We start from the raw sequence: 20,766 nt of genomic DNA, 5'->3' as shown, positions 1-20,766 counted from the left end.
ATAAAAATCACAACAAGTTAGCAAAAAGTGCTTACGATGCTAGGTAAAAAATTTGTTATATGTTTTAATCAAAATGGCATATTATCAATCGGCACAATTGAGCAATTTCAACTAAACTGATTGTAAAAAACATATTGATTTAAATGACCAGCTTAATCATGCAGTATTAGGTTAACTGACCAAGGTTTATTAAGTGTCTGAAGAACAAATAGAGCTATTAAAAAAGAAACTTGTTGTCTCTTTAAAGGCGCGCCAACAACTAGAGCGCACTTATGAACAACAATTCACTATGCTAACCAACTTTATCAACCGTCTGTCAAACGTTTGTAAAGGCATAGATATTGAATTAGATAACCGCTTAGCAAAACTCAGAGCGCATTTAAATAAAAACACAGATATTGAAAATATCGCCCCACTAATGGGTGATATAGAACACTTATTAAATCAACACAGTACCCGCTTATCGCTTAATATTAAACAGACTCAAAATTCTTTAATTACGGCTGGAAAACAATTACAAAAAGTCAAAAACTTGCCGTCAGATCTACGCCGTGAATTGCGAAAATTGATGCAGGATATTAGCGAACCAAAAGGTTCTATTCTGTTATATTTACCCACTTTAAACCGCTTAGTGAGCCTCTACCAACGCTCACTATTGCTCAGTAACGGTGGGCAAGACTTATCATCTGAAGAGCAAGCAAACCTTTCAGCACTCCAATCACAAGTCACATCAGAGTTAATTAATATATTGAGTAATATCGCATTTTCTGGAGAGAATGCAGATAAAATAGATGCGATACGTGAAGTTTTATCAACACATGTCACGGCTGACACAATCGTAAATTGTTGCGTTGAAGTCATACGGTTAATTATTGAAAGCATTACAGAGGAAAGACAATCGGCACAAAGCTTTTTATTTAGCTTAAATGACGCTTTAAATTCTGTACATACCGCTGTTGCCACGTCAATCAATGGCAGCCAGGAAATCAACAAATCAAAACAGCAACTGAACGAAAAGCTAAAAAATGATCTGGCAGGGATGTCTGCTGAACTCAGTAAAGCAACTTCACTTGATACACTCAAAAAGCAGATTAATGTTCGAATTACCGATATTGTCGATGCATTAAATCAAAAAGAGCAATTAGAAGTTGAAGAGCATACTTTGCTCGTCGACAGTTTAAGTGAGATGGAAAGCCGCTTAAAAGAGCTAGAAAAAGAAGCAGAAGAATATAAAAAGAAACTGTCAGAGCAAAGGTTTAAATCTTTGCAGGATGCTTTAACTAAATTACCGAATCGCGCATCGTTAGACGAACGTATGGAATTAGAATACCGCAGATGGATGCGCTATAACCATGATTTATGTGTCGCAGTTGCCGACATTGACCATTTTAAAAATATAAACGACACTTTTGGCCATTCTGTAGGTGACAGAGTCTTACAAATCGTTGCAGCCAATTTAAATAAAGGGCTAAGAGAAACGGATTACATTGCACGTTACGGTGGTGAAGAATTTGTTATGCTCTTTCCAGAGTCAAAGTTAAAAGATATTGAAAAACGGTTGGATAAACTCAGAATTGCGATTAGCAAAATTCCATTTAAATTCAAAAATGCAGATTTGACTGTAACCATTTCTATGGGCATGACTCAGTTTAAAGCAATTGACCAGCCTCAAAGTGCTTTCGACCGAGCTGATCAAGCGCTATATGCAGCGAAATCTAATGGCCGAAACAAAGTGATGGTGAAATATTAGATGCGGTTGAAACACTCACTTTTTAGCACAGCAAGAATCCATTGCGGTTAAATAAAGCGCAAAAATCACTTAACTTAACACAGTTTAGCAAAATCCAAATAAGCGACGATTAAACGCATCTAAGTAAATAAAATTCCTTCACTTTTTCTTAATATCAGCAATAATTAATATAACACTCAAGCAATATGTACTATTGTCTTGTGGATACAGGAACGAGTGTTGAACAGCAATGGCGCTGTATAATAAAAATAGGAGCAAACTATGATAGTTGAAATTAATCCAACGGGCAGTATGGATTTGTTATCCCAACTTGAAGTCGATAAGCTTAAACAATCGTCCACTAGTGACTTATATCGTTTATATAGAAATTGCTCTTTAGCTGTCTTGAATGTGGGCAGTCATACAGATAGCAGTGCTGAAATATATGATCAATTTCAAGATTTTGACATTGATGTTATTCGCCGTGAGCGAGGCGTCAAAATACGTTTGATCAACCCGCCTAGCCACGCCTTTGTCGATGGCGAGCTCATCAAAGGGATTCAGGAATTACTATTTGCCGTTTTACGTGACATTTTATATACCGGTGTGCGATTAAGAGAACTGAGCAAAATAGATTTGCAAGATCCCGGTCACGTTACGCACTACGTGTTTGATATATTACGTAACGCGGGTGCGCTGCAAACGCAAAAAGATCCTAATATGGTGGTGTGTTGGGGTGGCCACTCGATTCGCGAGCATGAATACCAATATACAAAAGATGTTGGTTACCAAATGGGGCTACGCGGTTTAAATATTTGTACCGGCTGTGGACCTGGCGCAATGAAAGGTCCAATGAAAGGTGCCACGATAGGACATTTAAAACAGCGGACTGTAAATAGTCGCTACCTAGGTTTAACAGAGCCATCTATTATTGCGGCTGAACCCCCCAACCCGATTGTCAATGAACTGGTCATCTTGCCGGATATTGAAAAACGCTTGGAAGCATTTTTACGCGTTGCTCATGGTATCGTTATTTTCCCAGGGGGCGCTGGTACAGCAGAAGAGCTTTTATATCTGCTCGGTATTATGTTACACCCAGATAATAAAACTCAATGCTTACCCATTGTATTAACTGGCCCGAGAGAAAGTGCAAACTACTTCGTAGAAATGGACAAATTTATTCGCGCTACCCTAGGTGACGAAGCGGCTAACATGTACACCATTATCGTCGACGATCCGGCTAGAGTCGCGCAACATATGAAAGGTTTTATGAGCGAAGTTCGAAATAACCGAAAGTCCTCTGGAGACGCGTATCATTTTAACTGGTCTTTAAAAATAGCCCCAGAGTTTCAAAAACCCTTTGAGCCGAACCATAGTAATATCGCGACACTGGATTTACATTTAGAGCAGGATAAAGCTTCATTAGCCGCTAATCTTAGACGCACGTTTTCTGCTATTGTCGCGGGTAATGTAAAAGAGGAAGGTATCCAGGAAATCGCAAAGCATGGTCCTTTTATGATAGATGGCGACAAGAAGCTGATGGAAATGATAGACAAGCTACTGCAAGCCTTTGTTGAACAGGGTAGAATGAAGCTACCTGGGACTGTTTATCAGCCCTGTTATAAAATCATTCAAACATAAAATTTAGGCTAATTTAACAATGAAAACCGTCTTTATTACAGGTGCAAACCGTGGATTAGGTTTGGAGTTTACCCGACAGTATGCGCAAGCAGGGTATCAGGTAATCGCCACAACCAGAGCACCTTTACAAGCTGAAGCATTACAAAAACTTGCACAGGCACACAACAACATCCAAATCATGTCGTTAGACATTACTGACGAGAAACAACTCGCCGGTGTGAAATCGATGTTGCAACAGCAAGCGATCGATATACTAATCGCTAATGCGGGCTATTATGGACCCAAAGATGAACGTAATGCGTTTGGGCAAATTGACTCTGAAGAATGGTTAAAAACTTTTCAGATCAATACCATAGCTCCCTTAAAATTAGTAGAAACTTTGTACCCGAATTTACAAGCAGGCGCAGAAAAAAAGATCGCAATACTAAGCAGCAAAATGGGTAGCATTGATGACAACAGTTCAGGTGGCAGTTACATCTACCGCTCGAGCAAAACAGCGTTAAATGCTGTCATTAAAAGTTTATCGGTCGACCTAAAAGGGGATGGCATTAAAGTCGTTTCCCTGCATCCAGGTTGGGTAAAAACAGACATGGGCGGCCCTAACGCGCTAATTGATAGCGAGACATCTGTTAAAGGCATGATGGGCGTAATAAAAGGCTTAACGGGCAAAAAATCAGGTACATTTATAGCTTACGACGGTAAACAAATCGCTTGGTAAATCAACACTCTGGTACTGCATATAAAGCGATTTTAAAGCTTTGTATGCAGCATCAAAAATTACAGCAATCTATCCACAGTAGTCGCCTTATCGAATCAGACATTGCCAAACAAGGCTACAAGTTAAGCCGGCTTTGGTTAAAATTAGATGGGCAAGGTTTACTATCTCTTCGCTTTTTATTTTTTTTCCCACTCCAACTGCCACTCGTTAGCCAACGCTACTTACAAACTTGCGTGCTAATTCTAACGTTTAAAAGAATTTTAAATCTACATGACAACCTAGTGCACAAACTGCTGACAACTGCCTGTTTTCGGGATTTAAGCTTGCCGCCAAAAAATACCAACAAAAGTGCACAAAGCTATTTAGCTGAGATCCACAAAAGTGCAGTATTAAGCGCCCTACAATCTAAAAAAATTGGTTTATCTGGTTTGAGTCAGTTAATTAAACAGCAATATGCAAAAACATCGGTTCGCCAGTTGTTGAGCGACCGCCTGTTCAATTTTGCCTGCCGTATAGTGAATCATCGGAGCATTAACTCAGCACTAAACTGGCAACAATTGCTCAGCAAACTGTGTCGTCAAGACGCGCTATTTATTGACAGTCAGTTAACCGACTTATTATTGCAACACTGGGGCGATATGCCTGAAGGTATAACAGTCTTAAATAACAATACTCAAACCATAGGCTATCTATTGGCAGTAAAGGATAAATCAGCCGATATTTATCAGTTAAATGGACACATACAAGAATATCCGCTGGCTGCCCTAGAAGTTGTGCAAGCTAAGCATAAAGTTCCTCAAAAACAGTACATTGATTGCCTCAACAATGAAAAGTTTTTGGCAGCACTCGACAAAACTGTCAATCCATCTAAGCACGGCTGTAAATTCATCTTAACTAAAGCGGAGTTAACTGAGTACCTAGCGATATTTAACAACACAAACCAAGATCCAATCGATCAGTTAAATAAACAATTCAACAAAAACACTTTATTAATGGAAGCATTAAAAGCGTATGCAGCGGAACTAAGTAAATCACAAAGCAGCTTTTCAAATTTGCGTAACGCCATTATGATGCTTGGATTAAACAGAATTCGATATTGGTTAGCCCGAGTTCATTTAGAAAACAATTATTGGCATGCGTATTACGATCATAAACCACTGCACGAGCAATATTTAAAAACAGCTCAGTACGTTGCATCTGAACTGGCCAAAAAAACAGATTTCATTTATCCAGAACAAGCAAAATTGTTGATCAGTGTAACTTTAATTCAATATCTGAGTGCACCGCAAATCAAAAGATTCGCTGAGCCGCCTATCTATTATAGCTGTACACCGGATAGTGTGTTTGGCTATAGCAAACAGTTACCAAACGAATTTATACAAGCGATCACTGAAACTTGGCAGCAACCGGCCTGGATGTCCAAATCCTTGCTTCAACTGGGTGAAAAACCAAATAACGTATTGGTTAGCAAACAGCAGCAAAGTACGCTGAGTGTTATTTATCTTGCATTAGCCAGCGTCGGCATGACGTACACAGCTCAAGCAAAACAACAGACAGCGCCTGAAATTTTTAAACAAAGTCTTGCCTGCTTAAAGCTCACATCTAATGACTTATACAAGATACAACAAGACAATATTGTTGATAACACTTGCTTTAACCCCCTACCTCGCCTGATACACTAACAACCCCCTAGGCTTATATTGCAACACGCTAGCAATCACCGCTACGAAATGGTATAAAACGGCCAACAAATATGCACTTTACAATTCTGTTTAGCATATAAGAGGTTACTTATGCCCACACAGCACATAACTGTCATACCTGGAGATGGTATTGGCCCGAGTATTATTGAGTCAGCTGTCCAAATCCTGCAAAAATTAGATTGTGGATTTGAGTTCCATTATGCAGACGCAGGCTTAACGGCACTGGAAAAAACCGGTGAATTACTGCCGCAAAGAACAATTGATTTAATTGAAAAAAATAAAGTGACACTAAAAGGCCCACTGACGACCCCTGTCGGTGAAGGGTTTACCTCAATTAATGTTACTTTGCGCAAAAAGTTTGGATTGTACGCCAATTTACGCCCTGTTTTATCATTTAAAGGGACCCGCTCTCGATATGAAAACATCGATATTGTTACGATCCGGGAAAATACTCAAGGTATGTACTCTGGCTTAGGTCAACAAGTATCTGAAGATGGCAAAACGGCAGAGGCGACCAGCCAAATTACCCGCGAAGGCGCAGAAGCAATCGTCACCTTTGCTTACGAACTGGCCAAAAAAGAAGGTCGAAAAAAAGTAACTGCAGTACACAAAGCCAATATTTTAAAATCGACATCGGGTTTATTTTTAAAAGTAGCTCGAGAAGTAGGTGCCCGTTACCCAGAAATCGAGTCGACTGACATGATAGTTGATAACACCTGCATGCAGCTTGTTATGAATCCAGATCAATTTGATGTCATTGTCACAACCAATCTTTTTGGCGATATTATATCGGATTTATGTGCCGGTTTAGTGGGCGGTTTAGGCATGGCACCTGGCGCGAACATAGGTAAAGATTGTGCGATTTTTGAAGCGGTGCATGGCAGCGCCCCCGATATCGCGGGCAAAAACCTAGCCAACCCAACTTCCGTCATACTGGCGTCAGTACAAATGTTAGAACATCTTGAAATGAAAGATAAAGCAGACCGATTACGCAACGCGGTCAAAGATGTGATAGAAAGCGGTGATCGTACAACCCGCGATTTGGGTGGTTCTGCAGGTACCATTGAATTCACTCAAGCCGTTTTAGAACGTTTATAACAAGCCAATCACAATCCAATCGACAAAACAAAAAAGCCAGTGTCATACACTGGCTTTTTTCGAATAACTTTAGTCATTTATCCTTAACCTGTATTGCGAAGACCTGTCGCAACACCAGCAATACTGACCATTAACGCACGTTCTAAGTTATGATTCAGAGTTTCATCGCCTGCCTCTCGAGCGCGTTTTAGCAGCTCAACTTGCATCAGGTGCAATGGCTCTAAATAATTAGCCCGTATTTGCATGGATTCCTTGCCGCTTGGATCTTTTTCCATGACTTCTTTTTGTTCCAAAATTTGCAATAACAAAGCTTGGCTTTCCATCAACTCATCACGTAAATTCTGACCAAAGTATTTTAATTCTTCAGGAACTAAAACCTCGTCATAAATAGCGGCCATTTGTGGGTTGGCTTTCATGAAGACCATTTCCAACATAGATAAACGAGACGCAAAGAAAGGCCATTCTTTCATCATTTCCTTGATGGTAGGCTCATTACCGTTTTCCAACGAAACTTTAAATGCTTTCATCACGCCCAACCAAGCGGGTAACACCAAGCGATTTTGAGCCCAAGCAAAAATCCACGGTATAGCACGTAAACTTTCCACACCACCGTTTGGTTTTCGTTTTGAAGGGCGACTACCCAGTGGTAATTTCGACAGCTCCAACTCAGGCGTTGCACTGCGGAAATAGGCAACAAAGTTTTCATCATGACGAACAACAGCTCGGTAATTATCACGCGCATCATTAGCCATTTCAGTCATCACATCACGCCACTGATCTTTCGGCGCCGGGGGTGGCAACATTAACGCTTCAAGTATTGCACTGGCATATAAACCAAAACTGCGTTGTGCTAGTGGTTCAGTACCAAACTTATACCGAATTGTTTCGCCCTGCTCTGTTACACGCAAACCACCTAAACAAGATCCCGGTGGTTGAGATAAGATAGCACCGTGAGCCGGTAAACCACCCCGCCCAATAGTACCACCACGACCATGGAATAAAGTGAGCTCTACTTGGTGTTTTTGTGCGAGTTCAACCAAAGCTTCCTGCGCCTGATATTGCGCCCAACCCGCAGCCAAGGCACCTGCATCTTTCGCTGAATCAGAATAACCAATCATCACATATTGATGATTTTTGATAAATCCTCTGTACCACTCGATATCCAGCAAGCGAGACATACTATCAAATGCATTATTTAAATCGTCTAAAGTTTCAAACAAAGGTGCCACTGGCATAGGCCACTTGATACCACTTTCTTGCAGTAATAAATGCACTTCCAATACATCAGACGGTGCACGTGCCATCGAAATAATATAAATACCTAAAGCTTGCTCGCTTTGTTTAGCAACAACTTTACAAGTATCCAAGACTTCCTGAACTTCTGCAGACGGTTCCCATACGCGTGGGATCAGCGGTCTTTTAGACGCCAGCTCTCTTAACAAAAATGCTTGCTTGTCTTGCTCTGACCAGTTTGAATAATCACCTAAGCCTAAATAACGCGTAATTTCGCTAAAAACTTGATCATGGCGATCTGAATCCTGACGGATATCCAACTTCAATAAATTGACACCGAAACAATGTGCGCGGCGAACTGAGTCTAGCAACTGACCATTTGCAATCCCGCGCATACCGCAGTTTACAAGTGATTGGTAACATAACTCCAACGGCTCTATCAACTCTTCTTGCTTTTGTATCCAGCTGTTTTCTTTATAGCTGTCGCCTTCAAGATAAGCTTCAATGCCCTCTACTGTCGCTTGTAACTTAGATTTTAGCTGACCAAGAATAGCACGATACGGCTCTCTCTCATCCGCACCCACTTTTTCGCGTAACTGCTCATCACACTGCGCCATAGACAATTCAACATACAATGTTGAGATATCGTCTAAAAATAAAACAGCGGCTCTTTTGCGAGCGAGTAATAGTACTTCTTCGGTCACTTTTGATGTAACGAATGGGTTGCCATCGCGATCCCCACCCATCCATGAACCAAATCGAATTGGCGTTGAATTTAACGGCAACTCAATATCAAATTCATTTTTTAGTTGATCATTTAATTTGCGTATGAAATCAGGAACAGCTTGCCACAGCGAATTTTCAATAACGGAGAAACCCCATTGCGCTTCATCAACAGGTGTCGGGCGAGCCGCACGAATTTCATCTGTGTGCCATGCTTGACTGATCAATTCAGCTATTCTGCGCTCTACTTGTGCACGATTTGCATCCGATAAAGATTCATTATGCAACTCAGACAAACATTCAGCTAAACGTGAATATTTATAGATAAGTGTACGGCGTGTCACTTCTGTGGGGTGAGCAGTTAACACAAGTTCAATGGACAACTTTTCAATTGCCTCTTCCAGCGACATTTCGCAGTGCTCGACTGATTTAATTTTACTCAAGAAATCAGCAACAGGATCCTGCTCGTTTAAATTGGCAACTGTATGCTCTTGCTCTGCCAAATTCGCCAAGTTTAAAAATTGAGAAAATGCTCTTCCGACTGTCAGCAATGACTGATCTGACATTTCAGAAAATAATTTTTGTAAAGATTCTGTAGCTTGCTTTTCGCCAGAGTAAGATTTGCGGCCTTGTTTACGGACGGTCTCTATTTTCTCCAACCACTCATCACCTAAATGCTGTTGAATAATTTGACCTAACTCAGTACCTAAATAGCGTACAGTTTCCAACAACGAATCATCAATGCCTTTTTGCATATAGAACCTCTTGTTTAATTTCCGTCTTAAATACTGGATTCAGTGTTTAAGAGTTTAACGCTCATTTTCACAAGATACCACAAAACCGTACTGTGAAAATGAATTTGCTATAACCTACCACATTGGTATGACCAAATCACCATACTCAAAATAAGGTTTAATCCATCGAATAAAAAAGCACCGTATTGGTGTTGAAAGTTTTGCAAAAGATTGTATTGAAGGTTAAGCCAAAGATAATGCAGAAAAATGAAATGAGATTCGAGCTTCGAGCTGCAATGTAGGTCGCGGCTTTAGCCCGACAAAGCATAAGCCACTGATTTTGAACGATGAAATGTCGCCCTAGAGAAACAAAAATACCCTCGAAACCTAAAACCCGTCGCCCTAAAGGGTCGACCTACACGACTCGAAGCTTGAAACTAAAATGTAGGTCGCGGCTTCAGCCCGACAAAGCATAAACCACAGGTTTTAAACGAAGAAATGTCGCCCTAAAGAAACAAAAATACCCTCGAAACCTAAAACCCGTCGCCCTAAAGGGTCGACCTACACGACTCGCAGCATAAAACTAAAATGTAGGTCGCGGCTTTAGCCCGACAAAGCATAAGCCACTGATTTTGAACGATGAAATGACGCCCGAAAGAAACAAAAGTGCTCTTGAAACGCAAACCCGTCGCCCTAAAAGGCCGACCTACACGACTCGCAGCATAAAACTAAAACCCGTCGCCCTAAAGGGTCGACCTACACGACTCGCAGCATAAAACCTAAAACCCGTCGCCCTAAAGGGTCGACCTACACGGCTCGAAGCATAAAACTAAAACCCGTCGCCCTAAAGGGTCGACCTACACGACTCGAAGCTTGAAACTAAAATGTAGGTCGCGGCTTTAGCCCGACAAAGCATAAACCACAGGTTTTGAACGAGCAAATGATGCCCGAAGGAAACAAAAGTGCTCTTGAAACGCAAACCCGTCGACCTACACGGCTCGAAGCTTAAAACTAAAATGTAGGTCGCGGCTTCAGCCCGACAAAGCATAAGCCACTGATTTTGAACGATGAAATGACGCCCGAAAGAAACAAAAGTGCTCTTGAAACGCAAACCCGTCGCCCTAAAAGGCCGACCTACACGACTCGCAGCATAAAACTAAAACCCGTCGCCCTAAAGGGTCGACCTACACGACTCGAAGCTTAAAACCTAAAACCCGTCGCCCTAAAGGGCCGACCTACACGGCTCGAAGCTCAAAGCTCAAAGCGATTATCGCTCAACAACCGATTCAAACAATTCAAAATAATTAGGGAATGTTTTCGCCGTACATTTTGGATCATTAATAATCATCGGGTTTTTACCCATAGCCGCTAGCGAAAAACACATCGCCATACGGTGATCATTATAAGTGTCAATTGCCGCTGTTTGTACTTCAGCTGGCGGCTCAACAACAATATAATCTTCGCCCTCTTCTACCGTTGCACCTACTTTGCGCAGCTCGGTTGCCATCGCAGATAAACGATCAGTTTCTTTCACACGCCAGTTGTAGATATTACGAATGGCAGTGGTACCTTCGGCAAATAATGCTGCGGTTGCAATGGTCATAGCGGCATCGGGGATATGATTTAAATCAACATCAACTGCTTTTAACGGTCCATTATTAGTAACCGTAATAGACTCATCCGCCCACTCAACAATTGCACCCATTTGCTCTAAAACCTCAGCAAAACGCGCATCGCCCTGTACACTCTTATTACCGACACCGTTTACTTTAATTGTGCCGCCTTTAATTGCCGCTGCAGCAAGGAAATAAGAAGCAGAAGACGCATCACCTTCAACCAAAATGCGGCCAGGTGATTGATAAGTTTGACCACCTTTCACTTTAAATACTTGATAATTCTGGTTTTCAACTTCAACGCCAAACTGCTTCATCAAATGCAAGGTTATCTCAATGTAAGGCTTTGAAACCAACTCGTCGATAACCACAATTTCCATATCGTCTTTGGCTAAAGGTGCAGCCATTAATAGCGCCGTTAAAAACTGGCTTGAAATACTGCCTTTAATTTCAACACGGCCACCCGCTAAACCATTGGCATTTATTTTAAGTGGTGGAAAATCAGTATCTTTTAAATACTCAATATCCGCACCAACCTGACGCAGTGCATCAACCAAATGCCCGATAGGTCTCTCAAACATACGTGGTTCGCCCGTTAAAACAAACTCACCTTTACCCAAACATAAAGCTGCGGCTAATGGGCGCATGGCTGTACCGGCATTACCTAAAAATAATTCTTCGCTACCCTCAAAATTTATCGCATGCCCTAAACCTGACACCTTACACTCTGATTTATCGTCAGACAGCTGATAACTAACACCTAATTTTTTAAGCGCAGCCAACATATGACGAATATCGTCACTGTCTAATAAATTTGTAATATGCGTTTCGCCTTCGGCCAATGCAGCCAAAAGCAAAATACGGTTAGATAAACTTTTTGAACCCGGTATGGTTACTTCACCATTTACATGTGAAATTGGTGCAATTGTAAGGCTTTCCATTCATTCAGCTCTTTATGTTGTGATGATTAAAATTTGCTTGGCCGAATTATAACGGGTATTGGCACTCAATGCGATTTAGATAATACAAAAGCTGACCTATATCGTTCAATAAACCAGCAATCAAAACAGATTAACGTTAAATATCTGGGATTGTACTTGCTATCAGGCTGTGAATATGGATAATTCGAGCCGTCTCATTATGGTGACCTTGTTGGTCCTCTCGCAATGATACCTCGTTAATCTGGTCAGGCCCGGAAGGGAGCAGCCACAGCGAGCGACTCATGTGCCGAGATGTGGCTGGCGAGGTTGCCACCTCAAACTTCACATATCTTGATCTAACCATAAGCTAACAAATTACAAGCATAACTTCGTAGCGCCTGAACGGTGCCAAAAGCGAAAGCTTAGCTGCAAATTATTTAGCGTCAGTCAATCGCAAACGAGCAGACCATGGTAATGTTCTCAAAAAAAATTTTAATACTGCCGTTTACGGGCGGAAACTCCAGTGCCAATTTAGGCTCATTGTTTACGCAGCAAACTTAAGTTACTCTATTGTAACGAAAGGGGAATTAGCTATAGTCAACGCGAGTGTAAATGGAAAATAACAGCAACCTCAATCGGCAATTATCTCAACTTTACAAAGAACAAAGCGGCAAAGTACTTGCCACCTTGGTACGCTTAGTAGGTGATTTTGAGCTAGCAGAAGAAGCCATGCATGAGGCGTTTTCAGTCGCCGTTGAATCTTGGGCTAAAAAAGGAATACCCACTAACCCTACACCCTGGTTAATCTCAACCGCCCGTTTTAAAGCCATAGATAGCCTCAGGCGCAACAAACGTTTTAGTGAACTAGAAACTGACATTCAACAATTAATCCATGAGCTTGAAGAATACAATCAAGAAATTGGCCAGCAAGAGATAGAAGACGACCAGTTGCGTATGATCTTTACGTGTTGTCATCCAGCTATAGCTCCGCAAATACAAATTCCTTTAACCTTACGTGAAGTCTGTGGTTTATCTACAGAAGAAATTGCCAGCGCATATTTGGTATCGCCTTCAACAATGGCTCAACGAATTGTCAGGGGAAAAAATAAAATTAAACAAACCAACATACCTTTTGTTATTCCTCAAAAAAGTGAGTTATCCGATAGACTTGATGGCGTGTTGTCTGTGATCTATCTGGTTTTTAACGAAGGGTATGCTGCGTCAAATGGTGACTCTTTATTACGTGTTGATTTGTCTAATGAGGCCATACGTCTTGCCCGCTTAGTCTTATCTTTATTAAAAGATTCAGAAGTTATGGGACTGCTAGCCTTAATGTTATTGCATGAATCTAGGCGGTATGCGCGTACCGACGGCGACGGTAATATAATATTGCTAGAAAACCAAGACCGCAACCTATGGCAGCAAGCCTATATTGATGAGGGCACAGCCTTAGTTCAACAAGCCATTGCTAGCGGCCAAGTTGGCTCTTACACACTACAAGCCGCAATTGCTGCGGTACACACTCAATCAACCAACACCACAGACTGGGAACAAATCATTGCGCTTTACTCCCTTTTATTGCAAGTTGAACCCTCCCCTGTTATTGAGCTTAATCTGGCAGTGGCTATTGCCATGCGTGATGGTGCAAAAGCAGGATTAAACATAATAGACAGCATTTTAGCCAGTGGTAAGTTGCAAGAGTATCATAAACTCCATTCAGCTCGTGGCGAATTACTTGCTCGCTCAGGCCAAATCACTGCCGCCATTGCCGCATTTGAACAGGCATTAGCGCTAGTCAAACAAGCACCTGAACAACGATTTTTAGTGCAAAAATTAGCCCAACTAAAAAGCCAATAACTCACTTTTATAAATTATTTAAAAAAATTTCATTGCTTGTCGATTTGTTTTTAGTTCGTTCGATTAATCAGTACACAACAAGCAATAACATTTAGTTTTTAAATTTATCAGGAGAAATTTATGAAAGTCATGGTAATAGTTAAAGCAACGGATAGTTCAGAAGCTGGGGTAATGCCTACTCAAGCACTCATGAAAGCCATGGGTGAGTTTAACGAAGAGCTGGTAAAAGCAGGCGTAATGGAATCTGGTGACGGTTTAAAACCAAGCAATGAAGGCTTTAGGGTGCGCTTTAGTGGCAATAAACGTGAAGTAATCCAAGGGCCTTTTGTTGAAACCAATGAACTGATTGCAGGCTATTGGATATGGAATGTAAATTCAATGGATGAAGCCTTAGACTGGGTGAAAAAGTGCCCTAACCCTATGATGGAAGATTCAGATATAGAAATTCGCACTTTTTATGGTATGGAAGATTATGCCGACTGGGATAACACAGGGGAATTTGCCAAAAAAGAACAACATCTGTGCGACACTCTTGCTATGCAAAATACGATGAAACAAGCCACTATTAATAATTACCTGTTTTTTTCTGGTCGCTGCGAAGAAGCGATTAACTATTACCAAGAACACCTAGGTGCCAGTATTAGTATGTTAATGCGCTTTAATGACAGCCCCGATCCGCTGCCAGAAGATTTATTAGCGCCAGGCTTTGAAAATAAAATTATGCACTGCGAATTTAATATCGCTGATAGCAAAGTATTTGCCTCAGATGGCTGTGGTGATGGCACCAATATGAGTGGTTTTAGTTTAGCGTTAACCCTAAATGACCACGACGAAGCGCATAGAATCTTTAATGCGCTGGCCAAAAATGGCCAAATTAATATGCCATTGACAGCAACTTTTTGGTCACCTCTTTATGGCCAAGTCACCGATCAATTTGGTGTAGCTTGGATGGTAATGATACCGAATGAAGAGCCCAATACAACAGATAAATAAGGAATTTAAAATGCAATACATGTTATTGATTTACAGCGACGAAAATTGTTGGACCGAAGATGAAATGCAAACCTGTTTCCAAAAATCAATGCGCATTAGCGAAGAGTTAAGCGTTAAAGGTAAACTGATCTCAGCAGCGCCATTACATTCGGTGACAACAGCTACCAGCCTGCGGGTTAAAAATGGTAAACGCCATATTACCGATGGCCCCTTTGCCGAAACCACCGAGCAACTTGGCGGTTATTATATTGTGGATGTAGAAAATTTAGATGAAGCATTAGAAATAGCAGCCAGCCTACCCCCAGCAGAAAAAGGCACGGTAGAAGTGAGGCCTTTATTTCCGCTACCAGAGAAGAGCCAAAATTAATGCATTGCTTAATGCTGCTATTATCTAGAGTTATATGAGGGCGAGCTGAGCCAAAGTAACTTCGCCAAAGCGCCTTAATAGTAAGGCTTCTGAAGCAGCTAAGGCGTCGCCTATTTCTCTATTTACTGCCTTTTCTATAATGCATTCGGTATGTTCATCAGTTAAACCTATGGTAAATACTGAGCTTTCACCGAGTGCATTATGAATATCTAATAAAGTAATGTCTTCCAGGGCAACATTTAAACGCCAGCCGCCGCCATGCCCCTTAACTGATGTCACATAACCTTTCTCCCGCAAACAAGCCATGGTTCGTCGTACCACCACAGGATTTGTATTTAACATTGTGGCTATAAATTCGGAGGTAGCCGCTTGTTCCATCTGAGCCATGTGGATCAAAATATGAAGCATGCGGGATAGTCGACTGTCTTTTCTCATTTTTTCTCGTTCAGTGCTGTATTGCGGATTGATATTTTGCGTGCTGACTTTTAGATACACGACAAAAACCTATAAAAAATGATATCACGAAACTTTAAATGTTGCATGTATTGACTCCAACATTTTATGTAACATAAAATGTTTCATAAGTTGGATTATTGAGGAAAAGTGATGTTACAAGATGTTTTGATTATAGGTGGCAGTTTTGCTGGCCTGTCTGCTGCCATGCAATTAGTTAGAGGTCAACGCAAAGTAACTGTTATTGATGCAGGCAAACCAAGAAACCGTTTTGCTAAACACTCCCATGGTTTTTTTGGCCTAGATGGTCAAAGCCCAAGTGCAATAAAAAAAAACATGGCAACAATTACTCGCTTATCCCACAGCACGTATCATCGAAGCCAAGGTGATTGGTGTGCGTAAAGATGGCAATGAGTTTATTATCCAGCTCGACAATCAATTCCAACTGACAGGCAAAAAATTAATTATTGCCACGGGCTTACAAGACACATTACCTAATATCAAAGGTTTACAAGAGTATTGGGGAAAAACCGTTGTGCATTGTCCATATTGCCACGGTTATGAATTACGAAATCGTTCATTAGGCGTTATCGCCACTGGACCAATGTCTTTGCACCAAGCCGGAATGATCCCAGACTGGGGCATCACAACGTATTTTTCACAGGGGCAGCATTTACCCGATCCAGAACAACAGCTCTTTTTAGAACAACGAGGTGTTCAGCTTGAACACTCACCTGTCATTGAAGTGTTAGGCGAAGGCACGGATATTTCTGCGGTTAAACTTAAAGATGGCCGCCTTATCGACGTTAAAGGGTTATATATTGGCCCCAAAACACAAATGGCAAGCCCCATTCCTCAACAATTAGGTTGTGAGTTTACTCAAGGGCCAATGGGTGAGATCTTTGTCACCGACGACTTTAAACAAACCACAGTAGCCGGTGTTTTTGCTGCAGGGGATATTGTTAATCCCATGCAAAATGCCACCTTTGCATCAGCTTCTGGTGTGTTGGCAGGCGTTGGAGCTCATCACCAATTAGTTCAAGAACTGCGTTAAGGTAATGCATGAGTAGGGAAAAATTAGAGTTTTGGGAAGCTAGCTTCAAAGACAAACAAAGCATGTGGGGCTTTAAGCCGGCCGATTCTGCTATGCCCTTATACACTTACTGGATGAACAAGAACGAAAACGGCTAATACAAAATTGTTACCAGCAACTAAAACCTGGCGGATATATGGTATTTGTCGCCTTATCCAAAAATAGCGCAAGCTATGGCCAAGGAACAAAACTCAGCCCAAATAGGTTCGCCAGTAAACACGGTGTTAACTTATTTTATTATGATGAAGACACAATAACTGCCGAGTTTGGCGATTATGGCTTGTTACAAGCCAAAGAAATAAAAGAGTCGTCACAAACCTTTTATTTTATTGTATGCATTAATAAAGCCATTTGAATTTACTTTACGATAAATGGTGCGTTAGCCGGTTGGATTCTGGTCGCCTACGGTTTTGTCGTATAGATGCAGGCGATCTCAATTAGATATTAGCCAATTTGGTAGCAAACTTTAGCTTCAAGCGAGTTTAGTTTGCTCACGAGCATCAAGTACCCCTGAAATTCTTGTTAAAACAATCGCAAATACAACAATTAACGCACCTACCCAAGGTGTATCCATAAGTGTCATATCTTCAACAATAACCCCACCAACAATTGAGCCTATTGCAATACCTAGGTTAAAGGCGGCTATATTCAACCCTGACGCAACATCAACCGCATTTGGCGTGTATTTTTCGGCTAGTTGCACAACATAAACTTGCAGTCCGGGGACATTACCAAAAGCAAATGCGCCCCAAACCAATACCGTCAATACAGCGCCAATTTGGCTATCTGCGGTGAAGGTAAAAACAAGAAGAACCAGCGCCAAAGCTGAAAAAATAATATGCAAAGCTTTTACCGGCCCCATTTTATCGGCAAGTTTACCGCCCCAAATATTTCCGATTGCGACAGACACACCATAAACCAGCATAATCAAACCAATAGAACTTGCAGCAAAACCAGATACTTGTTCGAGTATCGGTGCAAGGTAAGTAAAAGCAACAAAAGTACCGCCATACCCCACGGCTGTCATTGCGTACACTAATAACAAACGGGGTTGAGTTAATACCTTTAACGGCTCAGAAAGTGCAGCAGGTGCGGCTTGTTTTAAATTTGCAGGAACCAAAACGGCACTGCCAATTAATGCGACTAAACCTAAAATTGATACAATTAAAAATGTCGCTCGCCAGCCAAATTCCTGCCCTATCCATGTGCCAAGTGGAACCCCAGTCACCAAAGCAACGGTTAAACCCGTAAACATAATTGCAATTGCACTGGCTTCTTTTTCTTTTGGAACCAAACTCGTTGCAATGGTTGAACCAATAGAAAAGAAAACGCCATGCGCCAACCCCGTTAATATCCTGGCACAGATCAGCGTTTCATAACTGGGTGCTTGCCACGCTAACAGATTACCTAATACAAAAAGTGCCATTAAAGTTAACAGTACCGATTTACGATTCCAACGACCGGTTAAAGCAGTCAATACAGGCGCACCAATGGCAACACCCAGCGCGTACAAACTTACGAGAAGACCCGCGGAGGGTAAAGAAACCCCTAAATCTGCAGCAATCGTGGGCACTAATCCAACAATAACAAACTCAGTGGTTCCAATAGCGAAAGCGCTTAAAGTAAGCGCGAGTAAAGCTAAGGGCATATTAAAAATCCTCAAATGGTAAAAGTTGAGGCATTTTCAACAAAAACATTAACAACAGAAACAGCAATAATAGCAAAACCATTTTGTAAAAAATGTAATAATAAAAATAGACTAACAGGTGGTTTATAAAAGGCGTGCAAATGGGCGTAAAATCAAAAACAGAAGATTTAGAAAACTTTATCACAGTTGTTGAATCTGGCAGCTTCACCAAAGCTGCCAACTTGCACAATACACAAGTTGCCAAAATTTCTCGCTCGGTTGCCCGGCTTGAACAAGAGTTAAATGTAACCTTGTTAAATAGAAGCACGCGCCGAATTGAATTAACCGAAGAAGGCCACCTATTTCTAAAATATGCTAAAGAAGGATTGAGCGCTTTAAATAGAGGTGAAGCAGCATTAAATGACCTAAAAGGTGCGCCACAAGGTAAACTAAGAGTCGATGCAGCCAGCCCGTTTTTGATCCATCAAATTATTCCATATATAGAAGACTTCCAAATTGCCTACCCTGAAATTCAATTAGATCTTATCTCCAATGAAAATATTGTTGATTTAATCGAAAAGAAAACGGATGTCGCAATTCGTATTGGCAAGCTGGCTGATTCTAACCTCTACGCTAAAAATTTAGGTAATAGCAGGCTGCATTTAGTGGCAAGCCCGCGTTATCTCGCCAAATGTAATGCACCACAGTCACCTATAGAGCTGAGACAACACAAACTGATAGGATTTACCGACTCTCCAAAACTCAATAACTGGTATTTAAAAGAAAAAGTAAACATCAAACCCGCTTTAACTGCAACAAATGGAGAAGCCCTAAGACAACTGGTATTAAATGGAAACGGTATCGCCTTACTATCAAACTTTATGATCAGCAAAGATTTAAAGAGCGGCCGCCTTATTGAAGTATTGCCGGGGGCAGTTATTTCACCGAACCCTAGAGAAGAAGTTCACGCTGTCTATTACAAAAACTCTGCAGTATCTTCGCGGATCGCCGCATTTATCGACTTCTTTGCAAAGAAAATTGCGCTCTGATAACAAGATGAGATGCCCCACTGAGATTAAATTTAAGCCTTTTACACTTTAAATGTTTAATAATATGCTGATTGTTTTATATTGTGATAAAACAGCCTACAAACTTACTGAATCAACCAATTCGTGAGTGTAGTAACAAAACCGTCTGTGAAATTTTTATCCAGATGTTGATACTCATCTCTTAACCCTGTTTGAGCGGTTTGAAAGTAGTGGTTAGCATTGTTAAACACTCTCAAGTCAAATTGGGCTGCGGATTTTAAAAACGCTATTTCCATCGCATCTTTATTTTGTTCAATTGTCACTTGCAGATCTTTACCGCCCATTAAAGACAACACAGGAACAGAAAGTTTTGCATAATCCAATGCAGTATCATGATATAAAAATGACGCCAAAGAAGGCATGCTATAGACATATCTCATTTCGTCATACTGATTTTCAGCTTGCTGCGAAACAGCCCTGTTCGCTTTTTCATGTTGATTCTGATCTTGGCTGGCGTGATAGCTCAAAATATCAATTGTCGCATTTTTAAAGCGTGATTCTGCCCGTTGTAAATTGCCATTATTGTTAACGGCCCACATAAGTTGATTATGTGCTGAAACCACCTCTTCAATCTGGTTCTTAGGAACCGCTGCATTTGCGTATTCAAGTCTCAGTTGATACAAAACCAAATCAACTAAAGGCACAGAAGGTGCGCCCATCAACACGACTTTTGACACGTCTGCATTGCCAACTGCCACATGTGCAGCAACTATCCCGCCTTGACTATGACCCAGTAATACAAACTTGTTGAAACCGTACTCTTTAGAATGTTTGAAAAACTGAATAATTGCCAGCACATCGCGGGTATGGTCTTGTAATGTAGCTTTGCTAAACACACCACTGCTACCGCCAACGCCGGGGTCGTCAAATCTAAAACTGGGTATCCCGGCAGCCGCAAAATGATGCGCTAACGTTTTAAATACCTTAAATCCATCTAAGGTTTCATCTCTGTCTTGCGGCCCACTGCCCGTAAGCATGATAACCAATGAAGGTGTCGATTTAACCTCTGGCAACCATAAACTGCCGGCAATAATTTGTTCACCGGAATGCAGTATTTCTAATTCCTGCTGCCCATTCTTTGCACCACTATCGGCTGCGAGCGCACTAATCGAAATTGCGTATAAAAGAAGCGATAAAACTTTAAGTATTCTAAACATGGCTCGGCCTATTAAATAT

18 protein-coding genes and 1 other RNA gene are annotated in these 20,766 nt (G+C 41.2%); 14 read left to right on the top strand and 5 right to left on the bottom strand.

Translation table 11 applies throughout. The features are described from left to right. Nucleotides 1-193: 193 nt before the first annotated feature. The 5 genes from FNT16_RS10655 to FNT16_RS10635 all read left to right on the top strand — a co-directional run bounded on the left by FNT16_RS10655 (nt 194) and on the right by FNT16_RS10635 (nt 6,889). The gene (locus tag FNT16_RS10655) at nt 194-1,750 is read left to right on the top strand and encodes a GGDEF domain-containing protein (RefSeq protein ID WP_143871565.1); all 1,557 of its coding nucleotides are present in this window, start codon (nt 194-196) and stop codon (nt 1,748-1,750) included. Nucleotides 1,751-2,011: 261 nt separating this feature from the next. Then, nucleotides 2,012-3,370, top strand: coding sequence for a nucleotide 5'-monophosphate nucleosidase PpnN (gene ppnN, locus FNT16_RS10650; protein ID WP_143871564.1), 1,359 nt, complete (start codon nt 2,012-2,014; stop codon nt 3,368-3,370). A 19-nt stretch (nt 3,371-3,389) separates the two neighbouring features. Then, the gene (locus FNT16_RS10645; protein ID WP_143871563.1) at nt 3,390-4,088 is read left to right on the top strand and encodes an SDR family oxidoreductase; all 699 of its coding nucleotides are present in this window, start codon (nt 3,390-3,392) and stop codon (nt 4,086-4,088) included. 44 nt (nt 4,089-4,132) lie between these two features. Further along, nucleotides 4,133-5,770 carry a hypothetical protein gene (locus tag FNT16_RS10640; RefSeq protein ID WP_143871562.1) on the top strand — a complete coding sequence of 546 codons (1,638 nt, stop codon included), beginning with the start codon at nt 4,133-4,135 and terminating at the stop codon, nt 5,768-5,770. 111 nt (nt 5,771-5,881) lie between these two features. Further along, nucleotides 5,882-6,889, top strand: a complete 1,008-nt coding sequence (locus tag FNT16_RS10635; protein ID WP_143871561.1) for an isocitrate dehydrogenase — start codon at nt 5,882-5,884, stop codon at nt 6,887-6,889. 83 nt (nt 6,890-6,972) lie between these two features. On the opposite strand, the gene ppc is transcribed toward FNT16_RS10635, so the two are convergent. Further along, entirely contained in the window at nt 6,973-9,600 is a 2,628-nt protein-coding gene (gene ppc / locus FNT16_RS10630) for a phosphoenolpyruvate carboxylase (RefSeq protein WP_143871560.1), read from the bottom strand. Nucleotides 9,601-10,846: 1,246 nt separating this feature from the next. Beyond that, nucleotides 10,847-12,133 carry a 3-phosphoshikimate 1-carboxyvinyltransferase gene (gene aroA / locus FNT16_RS10625; RefSeq protein WP_143871559.1) on the bottom strand — a complete coding sequence of 429 codons (1,287 nt, stop codon included), beginning with the start codon at nt 12,131-12,133 and terminating at the stop codon, nt 10,847-10,849. 209 nt (nt 12,134-12,342) lie between these two features. Here aroA and ffs point away from each other — a divergent pair. From ffs to FNT16_RS10605, 4 genes are all read left to right on the top strand, one after another. Beyond that, an RNA gene (ffs, locus tag FNT16_RS10620) (signal recognition particle sRNA small type) lies at nt 12,343-12,439 on the top strand. 285 nt (nt 12,440-12,724) lie between these two features. Continuing rightward, nucleotides 12,725-13,969 carry an RNA polymerase sigma factor gene (locus tag FNT16_RS10615; protein ID WP_143871558.1) on the top strand — a complete coding sequence of 415 codons (1,245 nt, stop codon included), beginning with the start codon at nt 12,725-12,727 and terminating at the stop codon, nt 13,967-13,969. Nucleotides 13,970-14,089: 120 nt separating this feature from the next. Then, on the top strand, nt 14,090-14,962 hold the full coding sequence (locus FNT16_RS10610) for a YciI family protein (protein ID WP_143871557.1): 873 nt from the start codon (nt 14,090-14,092) through the stop codon (nt 14,960-14,962). Between the two features lie 10 nt (nt 14,963-14,972). Then, the gene (locus tag FNT16_RS10605; protein WP_143871556.1) at nt 14,973-15,329 is read left to right on the top strand and encodes a YciI family protein; all 357 of its coding nucleotides are present in this window, start codon (nt 14,973-14,975) and stop codon (nt 15,327-15,329) included. 30 nt (nt 15,330-15,359) lie between these two features. Here FNT16_RS10605 and FNT16_RS10600 read toward each other — a convergent pair whose 3' ends face one another. Next, nucleotides 15,360-15,824, bottom strand: a complete 465-nt coding sequence (locus FNT16_RS10600; RefSeq protein ID WP_246072202.1) for an Rrf2 family transcriptional regulator — start codon at nt 15,822-15,824, stop codon at nt 15,360-15,362. Nucleotides 15,825-15,935: 111 nt separating this feature from the next. Here FNT16_RS10600 and FNT16_RS21015 point away from each other — a divergent pair, with 111 nt between their 5' ends. From FNT16_RS21015 to FNT16_RS20560, 4 genes are read left to right on the top strand one after another with little or no spacing between them, the layout of a single operon-like run. Next, complete coding sequence (locus tag FNT16_RS21015) at nt 15,936-16,184, top strand: FAD-dependent oxidoreductase (RefSeq protein ID WP_221935019.1); 249 nt, start codon at nt 15,936-15,938, stop codon at nt 16,182-16,184. Continuing rightward, nucleotides 16,177-16,836: an NAD(P)/FAD-dependent oxidoreductase gene (locus FNT16_RS10595; RefSeq protein ID WP_221935018.1), complete on the top strand. Its 660-nt coding sequence runs from the start codon at nt 16,177-16,179 to the stop codon at nt 16,834-16,836. Before FNT16_RS21015 ends, FNT16_RS10595 begins: the two co-directional genes overlap by 8 nt. An 8-nt stretch (nt 16,837-16,844) precedes the next feature. Then, nucleotides 16,845-16,973: a hypothetical protein gene (locus FNT16_RS21010; protein ID WP_281281851.1), complete on the top strand. Its 129-nt coding sequence runs from the start codon at nt 16,845-16,847 to the stop codon at nt 16,971-16,973. A gap of 38 nt (nt 16,974-17,011) precedes the next feature. Beyond that, complete coding sequence (locus FNT16_RS20560) at nt 17,012-17,230, top strand: hypothetical protein (protein WP_221935017.1); 219 nt, start codon at nt 17,012-17,014, stop codon at nt 17,228-17,230. A 117-nt stretch (nt 17,231-17,347) separates the two neighbouring features. On the opposite strand, the gene FNT16_RS10585 is transcribed toward FNT16_RS20560, so the two are convergent. After that, on the bottom strand, nt 17,348-18,523 hold the full coding sequence (locus tag FNT16_RS10585) for an MFS transporter (protein WP_143871555.1): 1,176 nt from the start codon (nt 18,521-18,523) through the stop codon (nt 17,348-17,350). 140 nt (nt 18,524-18,663) lie between these two features. Here FNT16_RS10585 and FNT16_RS10580 point away from each other — a divergent pair, with 140 nt between their 5' ends. Continuing rightward, a complete protein-coding gene (locus tag FNT16_RS10580) occupies nt 18,664-19,551 on the top strand; it encodes a LysR family transcriptional regulator (RefSeq protein ID WP_143871554.1) in 888 nt (295 codons plus the stop codon). Between the two features lie 104 nt (nt 19,552-19,655). Here the strand turns inward: FNT16_RS10580 and FNT16_RS10575 are convergent, their stop codons facing one another. Further along, entirely contained in the window at nt 19,656-20,747 is a 1,092-nt protein-coding gene (locus tag FNT16_RS10575) for an alpha/beta hydrolase (RefSeq protein ID WP_143871553.1), read from the bottom strand. Between the last annotated feature and the right edge of the window lie 19 nt (nt 20,748-20,766).

The sequence above is a fragment of the Catenovulum sediminis genome, from assembly GCF_007289895.1.
In the GTDB taxonomy this organism is placed as follows: Bacteria; Pseudomonadota; Gammaproteobacteria; order Enterobacterales; family Alteromonadaceae; genus Catenovulum; species Catenovulum sediminis.
The sequence above is the reverse complement of the archived record's forward strand: the minus strand, read 5'-3'. Positions and strand labels throughout refer to the sequence as shown.

Coding starts and splice junctions, on each gene's coding strand:
- FNT16_RS10575 (WP_143871553.1), bottom strand. CDS start 20,747: ATGTTTAGAATACTTAAAGTTTTATCGCTTCTTTTATACGCAATTTCG.
- FNT16_RS10610 (WP_143871557.1), top strand. CDS start 14,090: ATGAAAGTCATGGTAATAGTTAAAGCAACGGATAGTTCAGAAGCTGGG.
- FNT16_RS10635 (WP_143871561.1), top strand. CDS start 5,882: ATGCCCACACAGCACATAACTGTCATACCTGGAGATGGTATTGGCCCG.
- FNT16_RS10580 (WP_143871554.1), top strand. CDS start 18,664: ATGGGCGTAAAATCAAAAACAGAAGATTTAGAAAACTTTATCACAGTT.
- FNT16_RS10640 (WP_143871562.1), top strand. CDS start 4,133: ATGCAGCATCAAAAATTACAGCAATCTATCCACAGTAGTCGCCTTATC.
- FNT16_RS20560 (WP_221935017.1), top strand. CDS start 17,012: ATGGTATTTGTCGCCTTATCCAAAAATAGCGCAAGCTATGGCCAAGGA.
- FNT16_RS10605 (WP_143871556.1), top strand. CDS start 14,973: ATGCAATACATGTTATTGATTTACAGCGACGAAAATTGTTGGACCGAA.
- FNT16_RS21010 (WP_281281851.1), top strand. CDS start 16,845: ATGAGTAGGGAAAAATTAGAGTTTTGGGAAGCTAGCTTCAAAGACAAA.
- FNT16_RS10645 (WP_143871563.1), top strand. CDS start 3,390: ATGAAAACCGTCTTTATTACAGGTGCAAACCGTGGATTAGGTTTGGAG.
- ppnN (WP_143871564.1), top strand. CDS start 2,012: ATGATAGTTGAAATTAATCCAACGGGCAGTATGGATTTGTTATCCCAA.
- aroA (WP_143871559.1), bottom strand. CDS start 12,133: ATGGAAAGCCTTACAATTGCACCAATTTCACATGTAAATGGTGAAGTA.
- FNT16_RS21015 (WP_221935019.1), top strand. CDS start 15,936: ATGTTACAAGATGTTTTGATTATAGGTGGCAGTTTTGCTGGCCTGTCT.
- FNT16_RS10615 (WP_143871558.1), top strand. CDS start 12,725: ATGGAAAATAACAGCAACCTCAATCGGCAATTATCTCAACTTTACAAA.
- ppc (WP_143871560.1), bottom strand. CDS start 9,600: ATGCAAAAAGGCATTGATGATTCGTTGTTGGAAACTGTACGCTATTTA.
- FNT16_RS10585 (WP_143871555.1), bottom strand. CDS start 18,523: ATGCCCTTAGCTTTACTCGCGCTTACTTTAAGCGCTTTCGCTATTGGA.